At 68.0% G+C, this 12801-nt stretch carries 10 protein-coding genes; all 10 read right to left on the bottom strand.

What is annotated here, in order from left to right:
* Window positions 1-3 precede the first annotated feature (3 nt).
* Window positions 4-747 carry a hypothetical protein gene (locus ABZ863_RS12910; RefSeq protein WP_358534662.1) on the bottom strand — a complete coding sequence of 248 codons (744 nt, stop codon included), beginning with the start codon at window positions 745-747 and terminating at the stop codon, window positions 4-6.
* Entirely contained in the window at window positions 740-1798 is a 1059-nt protein-coding gene (locus tag ABZ863_RS12905; protein WP_358534660.1) for a DUF916 domain-containing protein, read from the bottom strand. The genes ABZ863_RS12910 and ABZ863_RS12905 overlap by 8 nt, the downstream gene beginning before the upstream one ends.
* Window positions 1799-1915: 117 nt before the next feature.
* The gene (locus ABZ863_RS12900; RefSeq protein ID WP_358534658.1) at window positions 1916-3499 is read right to left on the bottom strand and encodes an Ig-like domain-containing protein; all 1584 of its coding nucleotides are present in this window, start codon (window positions 3497-3499) and stop codon (window positions 1916-1918) included.
* Window positions 3500-3549: 50 nt separating this feature from the next.
* A complete protein-coding gene (locus tag ABZ863_RS12895; protein ID WP_358534656.1) occupies window positions 3550-4542 on the bottom strand; it encodes a substrate-binding domain-containing protein in 993 nt (330 codons plus the stop codon).
* A 151-nt stretch (window positions 4543-4693) separates the two neighbouring features.
* Entirely contained in the window at window positions 4694-7123 is a 2430-nt protein-coding gene (locus ABZ863_RS12890; RefSeq protein WP_358534654.1) for a hypothetical protein, read from the bottom strand.
* On the bottom strand, window positions 7120-8754 hold the full coding sequence (pstS, locus tag ABZ863_RS12885; RefSeq protein WP_358534652.1) for a phosphate ABC transporter substrate-binding protein PstS: 1635 nt from the start codon (window positions 8752-8754) through the stop codon (window positions 7120-7122). Before pstS ends, ABZ863_RS12890 begins: the two co-directional genes overlap by 4 nt.
* A gap of 2 nt (window positions 8755-8756) precedes the next feature.
* Complete coding sequence (gene pstA, locus ABZ863_RS12880) at window positions 8757-9824, bottom strand: phosphate ABC transporter permease PstA (protein ID WP_358534650.1); 1068 nt, start codon at window positions 9822-9824, stop codon at window positions 8757-8759.
* 4 nt (window positions 9825-9828) lie between these two features.
* Entirely contained in the window at window positions 9829-10827 is a 999-nt protein-coding gene (gene pstC / locus ABZ863_RS12875; RefSeq protein ID WP_358534648.1) for a phosphate ABC transporter permease subunit PstC, read from the bottom strand.
* A 94-nt stretch (window positions 10828-10921) separates the two neighbouring features.
* Window positions 10922-11209: a hypothetical protein gene (locus tag ABZ863_RS12870; protein WP_358534646.1), complete on the bottom strand. Its 288-nt coding sequence runs from the start codon at window positions 11207-11209 to the stop codon at window positions 10922-10924.
* Between the two features lie 471 nt (window positions 11210-11680).
* Window positions 11681-12661, bottom strand: coding sequence for a site-specific integrase (locus ABZ863_RS12865; RefSeq protein WP_358534644.1), 981 nt, complete (start codon window positions 12659-12661; stop codon window positions 11681-11683).
* Window positions 12662-12801: the final 140 nt, after the last annotated feature.

The raw sequence follows: 12801 nt of genomic DNA, 5'->3' as shown, positions 1-12801 counted from the left end.
TCGTCATTCCTCCGTCTTCGTTGATGTCGTCACCGGCTTCTTGCGCCGTACCGCGCCGAACACGAGGCCGAGCGCGGCGGCGCCCAGCGCGCCGCCCGCGACGTACAGAAACGGCTCCAGGCCACCGGATGCGTCCGCGGTGCCCGCGGCGGCATCGTTGTCCGAGGCTCGCGCCGGGGCCTGTTCGGGCGCCTGTGCCGGGGCCTGTTCCGGTGCACCCTGTGCTTGGCCAGGCGATCCGTCGGACGGTGTACCGGGGCCGGGCGCGGCTGGTTCGGTACTGGGGTCCGGCAACCTGTCCGGCCCCTTCGCGTCCCCGATCGCCTCGTACCGGGTGGGAGTGGCGAACCGCAGCGCGCCGGTGAACTCACCGAAGCTCCGCTGGCTGAAGGAGTCGATGCAGAAGACCGTGAACGTGTAGCCGCCGCTCAACGTGGTTCCCGCGTCGGCGGCGAAGTCCTTCATGGTCTGTTGCAGGTGCACGACGAACGGCCCGTCGTGCGACAGTCCCGCCGAGCCGTTGGGCACGACGACGGCGCCGGGTGCGGCGAACCCGGAGCCCGTCACGGTGGCGTAGTAAGCGTCCGCCTGTGCCGGGCAGCCGGCCGACGTGCGCAGCTGGATCACCGCGATGTCGGCGCTCGCGCCGGGTGTGATCTCCAGCCCGCCCAGCTCATCCGCCTGCGCCGCGGCCGGGGCGAGGAACACCGCCGCGGACGCGGCGAGTACACCGAGAGTGCTACGCATCGACTCGCTCCTCCTTGTTCTTCTCCACGGGATCCGAATCCTCAGAAGCGCCCCGCCGCCGCTTGCGCAGGTAGTAACGCAGCACCAGCAGCCCGATCAGCAGCGCCAGCGCGGCAAGCACCGCCCAGGGCACCGCGACGACGGTGAACTCCGTGGTGACCGGGTCGAGGCGGAGGTCGGGATCGGCCGCGCTGTTCTGTGGTTCGATCCGCACCGTGCCGGTGAGCCAGCCCGCCGGCAGGAGCTCCGGCACCGTGGCGGTCACCCGGAACGAGTTGCCCGGCAAAAGCTCCGGCAGGTCGCCGAGCTTGCCGGCCTCCACAGTGGAACCCCATGGGGTGCTCACCGACACCTGCTGCCTGCCCGCGAGCCGGATGTTGCCCGTGTTGCGCACCGTGTAGCTCACAGCGACGTCACCGCGCGCGAAGAACCCGCCGGAGTAGGAATGCTGAACATCCTCAATGGACAAGCCGGGCCGGACCGCGCCGGACACCCTCAGGTAGATCCGGGTGCCCACCCGCTGCTCGACGGCGACCTTCTGTCCCTTCGCCCCGGTGGCCGTGGTGACCAGGGAGGCGACGACGCCACCGGCGTGGTCGCCTGGCGTGGCGTTACTGGGGATTCGCACGGAGAACGGGACGATCTGGATCGACCGGGCCGGCACCGTCACCGTGCTCGCTCTCGTCCGCACCCACGCGCCGACGTCCACCGGGTCACTCGCCTTCGGCAGCAGATCGAAACCGCCGTCGGGGGTGTTGAACGCGTCACTGGCGTAGACACGCAGCGCGACGGGCGTGGTGGCGAGGTTGGACACCGCGATGAAGTCGTTGACCACGGCGCCGGGCGTGGCGGCATAGCTGAAGTTCGGCCTGGTGTCCGGGGCCGTTGCGGTGGCCGGCCGGACGCCGAAGGTGGCGCGGTTGTCCGAAGAGGACGCGGGCGGCGCGGCGGGCGAGGCGAGTGCCGCGCCCGGTGCGGCTCCGGCGAGCAGGACGAGCGCGCAGGCGAGCGCGGCCGCCGCGCGGCGTAGGCGGGTTCTGACGGTGGGCACGGGATGTCCTTTGTGGAGTGACCGGTGCGGGGGCGGAACGGGTGGAAGAGACGTGAGCCCCGTTCCGTCCCCTGACCGGCTATGCGGGGAGCCGGTCGCCGGGTGTATTCAGTGGGATCAAATGGCGGTGAGGGTCAGCACCGCCGTGTAGATGCCCGCCATGGTCGAGGTGGGCACGTTCAGCACGAGGTCGCCGCCGAGGTTCGCCGTGCCGGTGCCGCCGCCCGCGCCGGCGGTGGCCAGCGTGCGGGAGGACGACAGACCGACACCGGCAGGCGCGGTCTGACCAGGCGCGAGGGCCTGGGCCGGGTTGACGGCCGAGCCCGCAGCAATGGTCTGGACCGCCGACTTGTCGATGACCTTCGGGGTCCAGCCGAGGTTGGCACCGTTGATCGCGTTGCCGCTGCCGTCGCCGAAGTCGGTGACCTGGCCGGACACGTTCCAGCCGGGGTTACCGGCCCTCGTGTCGGTGACCGTCACGGGGTTCAGAGCGCCGCTCGTCGTCGACATGCTGGCGTCGGGCAGCAGCTCCGCGGTGGGCAGGATGACGTTCTGGTTCGCGACACTGATCACGAGCTCACCAGCAGCGACCTCGGTGGTGATGGTCTCCGAGGCCGTGACCCCGGCGAACGGCGTGACCTCCAGTGCCACGCCGGCCGACTCCGAACCGGCGTAGTCGGCGGAGTTGGTGGGCAGGAAGACCGCCTTCAGCGAGTGCGATCCCGCAGCCAGCGTCGAGGTGGCAAGCGTTGCCTGCCCGCCCGAAACGGTCACCGGAGCGCCGACGTTGGCGCCGTTGTCGGTGAACTGCACCCGGCCGGCGGCACCGGCAGGCGACACCGTGGCGTTGAGGGTCACGCTGCTGTACTGCTCCACCGTGCCACTCGGGTTCACCGAGAGCGCGGTGGTAGTGGGCTGCGCGACCTTGGCCTCAACGGTGTAGTTCACTGCGGGCGAGGTCGAACCGGAGATGTTCGGCGCCGAACCGGTGAACACCGCGGTCAGCGAGTGGGCGCCCGCGGACAGCGACGAGGTGGTGAGGGTCGCGGTGCCGCCCGAAACCGGCACCGGGCTGCCCAGGTTGCCTGCGCCGTCCACGAACTGCACGGTGCCGGTGGCCGAGGCCGGGGACACGGTGGCGGTCAGGGTCACCGGCGTGCCGTCGGTGACGGGGCTGGCCGGCGTCACCGACAGCGCCGTGCTGGTGGTGATCGGCGCGTCGGGGTCGGTGCTGGTGTACTGCGTGGGCGAGGTGAACCAGATGTTCTGGGTGAAGGTGCCCAGCACCTCCTGCGAGAACGCGTCGACGCAGTTGGCGACGATCGTGTACTGACCCGGCTCGATCGTCGTCTGGTTGTCCGTGGCGATGTCCTTGAAGGACAGTCCGAACGCGATCGGGAAGCCCTGGGTCGTGGAGAACCCGGCGCTCGACGTGGTGGTGGCGATGAGGCCGTTGGTCCAGCCGCCGGGACCGTAGACGAACATGTTGTAGGCGTCGGAGGTATCGGGGCAGCCCGCGGAGGTCTGCGCCACCGGCGCGCTGATGTCGATACCCGTGGCCGGGGAGATGGTCAGTGGCCCAAGGGTCTGCGCCGGGGGTTCCGCCGCGGCGATACCCGCGCTGCCGATCGCGGCTGCGGCGGCCGCTGTCAGCGCGAGCGCGCCGACCCCGGCACGGCGCAGCATGGTTGTGGTGCGCATGGTTGTTGTGCCTCTCTGAAGAGAATGCTGTGAACGTGCGATGCGGTGGATCACGGCGTCACGATCGAGGTGTCACCACAGTTCGGGGCGGTCCCGAAGCCGTACCTCGTGATCGTGGCGGCGTTCGTGCAGACCGCCGAGTTCGGGCCGACGAAAACCGTGCTGTAGGGCGCGTTGCCGAGCTGACCGGTCGGCACGACGTTGTAGACGTCGCGCTTGAACGACGAGCCCGTGTTGAGAACCGTCGCCGCGACACCGTTCATCGTGGTGAGCACGGCCTTACCCTGCACCGACGGCGACACACCGTAGATCTGCGAGATGTACTGCGCGATCGAGTACGGCGCGATGTGCTGCTGCTGGGCGAGGAACGTGCCGGTGTTCTCGATGATCGGCTGTCCCGTGGCGTCCACATCGGACACACAGGTGAACTGCTGGGTGTAGTTCGCCGCGTCGGTGAGACCGAGCGAGCGCATGAAGAACTGCCGGGTGCCCGAACCGTACTGCGGCAGCAGCGGCTTGTAGGTGGTTCCGCTACCCGGAGCGGTGCAGTTGTAGATCGACCTGAGCTGCGCGGTGGTGAGCCGCTTGGAGATCGAGCTGTCCGAGCGGACCGCGTAGGTCACCGCGTCCACCGCGAAGGGGATGTAGGTGAGGTTCTTACCGGCGTAGCTCGACGCGTTGTTGCTCGACGACCGTGCGAACTGGACGCAGCCCGTGCTGTTGTCCAGCGAGTTGACCAGCGCGTTGACACCGTTGCCGGAACCGACCGGCCGCGGGATGTTCTGGCACTGGGGGCTGGTGGCCGGGTCCTTGGTGGTGATGGTGGCCGAGCCCGTCGCGTCGTACGAGCCGATGACCTTGGAGCCGTTGACGGTGATCGTGTCGGCCAGGCCGTTCATGACGTCCTGGGTGGTGTCGGAGCCGACACCGGCGAGGTCACGGTAGGTCGGGGTGCCCGAGGGGTCGGCGCTGGCCGAGCCCGTGGCGAGCCCGACAGCGAGCAAACCGGCCACCGCACCGAGGCAGAGTCTTTTCTTTCTCACAGCAGGTATCCTTAGTCTCGCAGTAGTGCACCGGACTGGTGTCCGGGCACGTACCGGGGCCACGTTTCACGCCCATCGCCCCGGTCAACGCACATCTGCGGAAGGTGGCGCCTGTGGCTGGTTGCAGCCGGTCACAGGCCCCGCCAGTGCATCACCTCCTCAACCGCATGCTCAGCCGTTGCAGCAGGGGCGAACCTCCTGCCGCCAGTCCGCCGAGAACGAATGCGGCCGCGAGCCCATAACGCAGCCAGCCGAGCGGCATGGCCGGTGTGCGGCCCGCGGACGCTCGCGGGGGCGTAACCGAGGAGCCGTCGGGCGCGGTGGCGGGGTGTGGCACCCCCAACGCGGCCGCGAGGTCCTCGTCGGTGCCACCCACGCCGTTGGCCGTGCCGCCGGGTGAGCTGCCCGAGGTACCCGCCGAATAGTCCCCCGTCGGCGGCAGGTTCCCTGCCGAGCCACCGGTACCCGCATCGCCGTTGTTGTCCGCACCGTTCGCGGTGAGGGGTTTGCCGGCCTGCCGTTCGATCGCGTCGGCTGCGCTGCGCGCCTTGGCGCGCAGGGCCGCCGGCAACGGCGCGTAACCGTCCGGCAGCTGGCCCGCCGCGACGCCCGGCGTCTGGCCCGGCCCCACCGCGAACCGGATCAGGTCGGCATACTCGGCCCCGGCCTGCGTGGTCAGTACCGCGGGTGCGGTCGTGGCGTAGCTGAGGTTCACCAGCGGGTACGCGTTCTTCGTCTTCGCCTGGGTGTTCGGCGCCTGCACACCGGGGACCGGGGTCGGCCGCATTGCGCCCGCCCCGGCGAGCAGCGCCGAGTTGGTCGGGGCGACGAAGTCGCCAGAGGCTGTCCGCAGCCGCGCGGTCGCCAGCCCGTAGCGGGCGGCGGTCGCGGTGTCCACCACCGCGATCAGCCCGCGGCTGCCCTGTGGCTGGCGTTCGACGCGCTTGAGCTCCGGCTGGCCGTCGGGGGTGGCCAGCCCGCTGGGCGCCTTGCCGAGTGTGTCGCCCCTGCTGATCGCGCGGCCGGCCTCGTGCATGTCGTTGGCGGGCGGGTGCAGTGTGAGCGCGCACGTCTCCACCAGGGTTCCCGGCTGCCAGCAGGCGAGGTCGGACTTGGGGAAGTTCGAGATCGGCAGCGCCAGCTTCCCGTAGTTCGGGTTCACCTTCATGCCCCACTTGTCCGGTTCCCCGTCGAGGAACGCACGTGCCTCGCGGTCGGCGTTCACCCACGACCACAGCAGCTCGGTCATGTCCTGGTCGCCGGACGGCACGACGGCATCCACAATGGACATGAGTGCGCCGTAGGTCTTGAACTCCTCGTTGATCGCGAGGAAGTCGGGGTCCTTGGTCAACGAGGCCGGGTTGCCGGCGAGGTGCTCTGGCCGTCCCGGGATCGACCACGCATAGGACTGGCTCAGCAGCTTCGCGACCAGCCTCGGGGTCAGGTTCATGGTGTTGATCAGCTGCCCGTCACGCCGCCAGACATCCTCCGGCACCACGCCCTCGCCCGCGGACTGCCGCTCGGTGACGAACGCCAGCGCCAGCCCGGACAACGCCACCGGCGCGTACACCATCCGCCGGTCGGGTGGCACCGCATCCGGTGCCACCGGCAGGGTCACGTACGTAAGGCCGGGTTCGGCGCCCGCGAGCTGGCCACGGGCGATCGCGTCGGGAACCTGGGTGAAGCCGAACACGGTTCCGCCACCGGCACAGAGAGCGGGCTGCCAGCGCAGCATCGCATCGGCGATGAACTCGTGCCCCGAGGTCGGCCGTTCCGCCGCACCGAGCGGGCACGACGAGCCGACGGGGCGGAAGTCGAGCTTGACGGCGATCCGGTGCTGCCAGTTGCTTGCCGACAACGGCGAGGACACCAGCCAGTTGGGCATGCCTTCGGTGCCGACAGGTCTGCCGTTGACCTCGGTGGCGCCGCGTGGCACGGCCACGAGCCAGCAGGACCTCGGTTTTCCGTTCCCCAGCACGTTTCCGCACCCGAGCCCGTAGGACTCGAGCGCGGTCTGCACCTCGAAGTCCACCTCGCCGGTGCCGTCCAGCCGCGTCTTCGCCAAGGGGATCTCGTTGGTGGTTCCGGCATCGAAGAACTCACCGGTCTCCGCCGTGGTCTTCCCGCCTGCCGAGGTGAACGGCACCACCGCCTGCTTGCCGTCGCTGGGGAGGTAGGTCTCCTTGGGGTCACCGTCGCCGAGGGTCCTGCCATAGCTGACCTGCCGCAGCCGCACGTAGTCACCCGCGCTCGGCGCCGACTGCGCCGCGAGCCCGCCGTACTGGCACTGCTCCCGCGTCGGGCCCGTGGCCGCGTCACCCCAGCACTGCATGATCTGCAGGTAGTTCATCCCGAAGTTGCCAGCGGGCCCTGTCGCCGTACCGCCCTTCCACGACACCCGGACCGTCTGGTTGATCAGGTCGCGGGTCTGGCTGACGGTCACCCGCAGGCCGTCGAACGGTCCGGAACCCGCTACTGTCACGGCCGATCCGGTCGCGGCCTGCGCGGGAACGGTCAGCAACGCCGGCCCCGCCGCGACGAGGACCAGGGCCAGTAGAAGCCGCGGCAGCGGGCGCATCATGGTCCCTCCTTGCGCCTCAGCGCACGGGCGATGAGCGGAGGGCCGATGATCAACCCGGTGAGCAGCACTACGGCTAGCACGCTCAGCAGGACGAAGTTGTTGTCCCGCAACTGAACCGACACGGGGATGGCACTCGCGCCGAGCACCTCCGTGCCGCCGATGACCTCTCCGGTCTCGGGGTCGATGGCGGCCTGTGACTGTGGACCGGTGGCGCTGTCGCCGGTTTGCCCGGACTGCGCTGCCGGGTCGGTTCCGGTGTTTCCGGCAGGCCCGCCCGTCTGGTTCGCCGTGCCCTGTCCACGTGAAGCGGTGCCGGTGCCGGTGCCGGTTCCCCTGCCTGTCCCGGTCCCGACCGGGGTCTCCTGCCGCGCCCCGCCGGTGCCCTGGGCACATTGTGTCGCGCCCTTCCGGTCGCATTCGGACGGATTCGGTGCGGTGCGGGCCAGTGTGTTACTGCCGTCACGCGAGAACGTGGGGTTGTTGCACTTGGAGATGTCGACCCGCTGCCTCGTGGAACCTGGGATCCGCGCCACCTGCTGCATTCCGGCCGTGACGAGGTTGATCGGCAGTGGTGAGTAGCCGAGCCGGTCCGCCTGCTGCTGCCCCTCACACAGGAAGTAGTAGGCGAAGTCGGACAACGTCCGGCCCTTGTCCCGGTTGAACTTCCCGCTCTCCGTGGTCGGGAGGATCATGTAGCTGTAGCTCGACAACGGGTAGGCGCGGCGGTCCCGGCTCGTGTAGACGGACCGGAGGTCCTGGGTCAGGTCAGGTGCGATGCGCGCTTGCAGCAACGCGACCGCGACACTCTGCGCGGTGGGTTCGATGTAGTAGTTGGACTGGTTCAGCACCTTGGCAACGGGGAACCCGGCGTTACGCGCGTAGGAGTACTCGACGTAGGTGATCGAGCCCTCGCTCTGCTGCTGGCGCACGTAGCTCGTCACCCCGAGCGACCCCGACTGGCCGACCACCGCAGGGGTGATCGGGAAGTCCGAAGTGGATCCGCAGGGCGCCGATCTGCCCGCCTTGCGGCAGTAGGCGTCCCAGATCCCCCCGTGCTGCGCGGCGAACCACATGGTCAGCTGGGCGGTGGTACCCGAACCGTCGGAGCGCACCACCGGCACCACCTTGCGCGCGGGCAGCTGCAGACCGGGGTTGTCCGCCTTGATCGCCGGGTCCGCCCAGTTGGTGATCGCCCCGGTGAAGATCTTGGCGAGCACCTCACCGGAGAGCCTGAGGTTGGTGACCCGCTTGCCGCCGATCGTGAGGTTGTACATGAACGATGTGCCACCCGCGACGATCGGCATGTAGGCGAATCCGCGGTTGGTCGGCGGGGAGTCGCGGACCCCGTTGTCCATGAGCCCGTACGGGATCTCGGAGACCGCGAAGTCGACCTGGCCTGCCTTGAACTGGTTGCGGCCATCGGTGGAGCCGGTGCCCGAATAGCTGATCCGCATGCCGTACTGCAGAACGTTCTTGCGCCACTGGTCGAGCGCGTTGAAGCTCCAGGTGGAACCGGCGCCGCTGATCGGCACGTAGTTCTGGGCCATGGCTGCCGGGCTGGCCCAGGCCGTCAGGACGGCTGCCAGCAGTGTGGCAAGCAACATCCGCCAGCGTCGGTCTCGTGTGGACACCCTCAACGTCTCCTTCGTCCGGGCTCCCGCCCGCTTATCGCGCGCGCCAGTACGAACAGTCCGAGCACCAGCGCCATCAGTACCGCGGCCGCGCCGTATCCGCGGGCCTTCATCGTCTCCTCCGACGAGGTCACCAGGGTGAATGTGGCCAGTGGCAGGGAAACCTGCGAGTCAACGAACGGGTTGAAGTTCAGGAACGGGGTGAAGCCCGCCGTGATCAGCACCGGTGACGTCTCGCCGACGCCGCGCGCAGTGCCGAGTAGCACCGCCGTGGTCAGGCCCGACCGTGCGGTAGGCAGCACGACGTGCCAGACGGTGCGCCACTGGGGCGCGCCGAGTGCCAGCGAGGCCTCCCGCAACGATCCCGGAACCAGCCGGATCACCACGTCCGCGGCGCGCACGGTGATCGGCAGCATCATCACGCTGATCGCGCAGCCGGCGGCGAACCCGGAACGCTCGATCCCCAGGCCGATGATCAGCGAGGCATAGACGAACAGTCCGGCCACAATGGATGGCAACGCCGTCATCGCCTCGACGATGGTGCGGACGAACCTGGTGAACGCGCCCCTCGTCTCGTTGAGGAATACCGCGCAGGCGAGGCCGAGTGGCACAGTGATCACCAGTGCGATGGTGATCTGTTGCAGCGTGCCCACGATCGCGTGCAGGATGCCGCCGAGCGTCAACGGATCGAGGGTGCCCGCGTTGGACATGTCCTGGGTGAAGAAGTTGACGTGCACCAGCGCGTCGATGCCTTGCACGAGCGGGAAAGCGACGATGCAGACCAGCGCGATCAGCGCGACCGCGGCAACACCGTGCGCGAGGACCGCGGCGAGCCGGTCACGCACGGTCAGGCCGTCGTGGCCCACCCACGTCAACAGGGCGGTGAACGCGAGGAAGACCGGAAAGGCGATCGCGACGAACGCGATCGCTCCGCTGATGGGCAGGATTCGCCCGGAGACCCAGCCGGTGACCGCGACCGCCGCGACCGCGGCGCCGACCAGAGTGATCACGTCCTGCACGTGGAGGGCGCGGGTGTCTCGGCGAACCTCGTGGTCTGCTGGCAGTGTCATCGGCTCAGCCCTCGCTTCCCTGGCCGGATCTGCTGCGCGCCACCACCGCGGACGCGACGAAGTTGACCACCAGCGTCAGTAGGAACAAGGCAAGCCCCGCCGCCATCAACGCGGACAGCCCGAAGGGGCTTGCGGTTCCCCATTTCTGTGCGATGAGCGCGGACACCGAGTTGCCGCCGCTGGCGAGAATGTGCAGCTGGATGGCGAAAACCGGGGAGATGATCATGTAGACCGCGATGGTCTCGCCGAGTGCGCGGCCCAAGCCCAGCATCGTGCCGCCGATGACGCCGCTGCGCCCGAACGGAAGCACGACAGCGCGGATCATGCCCCACTTGGTCGCGCCGAGCGCGTAGGCGCCCTCACGTTCCCCGACGGGCGCCCGCGAGAACGCTTCCCGCATCACCGAGCAGATGAACGGCATGATCATGAAACCGACGACGATCCCGGCGAAGAACGTCGACGTGGCGTAGACGGTCTCCGACGCGAGCGGATCGTCCGGGTCGACGCCATCCACTCGCAGGAAGGGAATCCAGCCGAAGTACTCGGAGATCCACCGCGGGATCTCCAGAGCGTTCCACTGTAGATAGACCATGCCGAACAGGCCGTAGACCACGCTCGGCACCGCCGCCATCAGGTCGACGAGGCTGATCAGGCTGCGCCTGATCCGGAGCGGGGCGTACTCGGAGATGTAGAGCGCGAACCCCAGTGCCAGCGGGAAAGCGATGCACAACGCGACGGTGGCGATGAGGAGCGTGCCCACGAGTACGGCCGCGATTCCGAACCGGCCGGACTCCGTTGCCCACTCCTCGGTGGTGAAGAAGCCGAACCCGGCCTGGCCGAGTGCGTCCGCGCCCCGCTGGGTCAGGAAGAGGCCGACCGTGGCCATGATGGCCAGAACGGCGAACCCGGCCACGCGCAGCACCGAGCGGAACGCCCAGTCCGCTCCGCCTGGGGGGCGGACGCGACGGCGGCGTTCCACACTCTCGGGCGCGCGCAAGCTCATTGCGTCGCTCATCTTGTTCCGGCTTTCGGGAATCGGGGTGGGGACGGCCTGAATTCCATCGCCCGACGGTTAACTGACGACCAACAGATCGCGATCAAGGGACGACGCAGGGGCTGCCATAAGCGACGAGAGCCAGCTGGCTGAAGGAGACCCCGGCGTAGCGGGCGCGGATCCGGCGCTGATAGCCCCTGCTGGACACGGCCAGCTCGGCACCGTCGTAGTGCAGGTGCCAGGTCCACTGCTGTGGCCTGCCAGAGCACTTGGTGACGATCTCGACCTCGGGGAGCCGGCGCCGCAGCAGTCGCATGCCGTCCAGGCATTCCTCGACGTCGGAAAACAGTGTCGGCGACTGGCCGAGGCTGCGATTGTTCGCGGCGAGCAAGCGCCACCCGACCTGGCCCGACGACGCCCGTCTCTCGGGTTCGTCGTCGCTGGCCGACGCCCCAGCCGGCTCCGCCGTACTCGGCTTGATAACAGAAACTAACTGAAAATCCGGGGCGGTGGAAAATATTTGGAAACGCGCGCTAGCCACGGCCACCCCTTCGGTCACAAACGACCGCGAAAGCGTGAGGTAGTCGAATTTACGGCGAATGTCCGGCAGGAGAACCGTGGGTGACCAAGAACCTCACGACGGACGGCATGGGCACGAGTGGTTCACCGGGACCGGACAATGCGGACGAACGCACGCTGAATGCCGCATTCAATCCCTCCGTCCGGCTGCTCCAGACGGAGGCTACCTCCTACCTCGGGCGTTGCTCCCCCAGGTCAATGACCTGGGCTTCTTCTTTTGGTGGGTCTCCTCGGGTGTCGAGGGGCGACTTAGTGTCGAAGTACTCATCGGCCATGGCTGCTCCTACATCATGTCTTCCAGTGCGTCGGCGTTTGCCTGGTTGGCGGCACGGGGCCTCCGGTAGTGACGCTCTGCAACTGCTCTCGTGTTGCCGAGCTGGTCCGCAATGGCGGTCGTAGAGAGGCCAGCCTCGTCGAGCACAGTCCCGACCGTCTTGCGGAACACATGTGACGTCACCCAGCCGTACCCGACTGCGTTCATCGCCTCGCTGATCCGATTGATCACGTTTGCGGGATCAAGGTGCTCGCCGGTGAAGGAGTGGAACAACGGGCCGTTGTCAGATGCGAGCTTCCGGCTACTCCACATCGGTATCGACCACTGCGGAACCTTCAGCAGCAAGCCGGTCCGGCTGCTCTTGCGATGGGGCTGTCTGACAAGGCCTTGCCCGGTTATCCGGATCAGCCGGTGGTTGACATTGACTGTCGCTGCTTGCGGATCTACCTCGGGACTGTGCAGAGCAAGTAGCTCTCCGAGGCGAACCCCTGTCGAGAGCATCGCTTCCATGATGTCGGGAAGATCAAGCCAGACCTGGCCTCGGACGCCTAGCGATCGGCCGCTCGCGTCATTTTGGCGTGTGGGTCCGTAGTCGCGCAGCTTGCTCAGCAGGTCCTTCCGCTGATCGCGGTCGAGCGCCAGGACCTCTTTACTCCCGCCTCGAGTGAGGCGACCGACCGATTGGACCGGATTGATCAGGATAGCGTCGTGGCGAACGGCGTACGCGCAGACGCCGTTCATTACGGCTTTCACGGTCTTGGCTGTGTCGTACGAAGCCTGCGCCAGGGCGCGTTTGGCGAGCTTGTCGCAAGCCGTCACAGTCACCTCCCTCATTTGAAGATTTCCCAGCGCCGGAAGCACCCAGTTCTTCAAACTTCCGCGATAGGTTCGCACGGTGTTGTAGGAGAGGCCACCAAGTTCGGCTGCCTCGTCCAGTTCTTTGCACCACTTCTCCGCAACGTAGACGAAACGGTGTTCGGCTTGGATCACGTCACCTCTGGATTTTTTTACTAGATCACTGAGCGCCTTCTTAAGGCGCTTCTTCGCCTTGTTTCCGGAGCTGCTGTGGCGACGTATGCGCGTTCGCGTTCCATTGTTCATTCTGAAGTACGTGCTGGCGCGAGCCCTCC

It is taken from the genome of Saccharomonospora sp. NPDC046836, from assembly GCF_040645195.1.
Lineage (GTDB): Bacteria > Actinomycetota > Actinomycetes > Mycobacteriales > Pseudonocardiaceae > Prauserella_A.
This window is presented reverse-complemented; position numbering and strand designations above follow the sequence as displayed.

Bases quoted from the DNA above. Each gene is read 5' to 3' on its own strand.
- ABZ863_RS12910 (WP_358534662.1), bottom strand. From the start codon at position 747: ATGCGTAGCACTCTCGGTGTACTCGCCGCGTCCGCGGCGGTGTTCCTC.
- ABZ863_RS12900 (WP_358534658.1), bottom strand. From the start codon at position 3,499: ATGCGCACCACAACCATGCTGCGCCGTGCCGGGGTCGGCGCGCTCGCG.
- ABZ863_RS12890 (WP_358534654.1), bottom strand. From the start codon at position 7,123: ATGATGCGCCCGCTGCCGCGGCTTCTACTGGCCCTGGTCCTCGTCGCG.
- pstA (WP_358534650.1), bottom strand. From the start codon at position 9,824: ATGACACTGCCAGCAGACCACGAGGTTCGCCGAGACACCCGCGCCCTC.
- pstC (WP_358534648.1), bottom strand. From the start codon at position 10,827: ATGAGCTTGCGCGCGCCCGAGAGTGTGGAACGCCGCCGTCGCGTCCGC.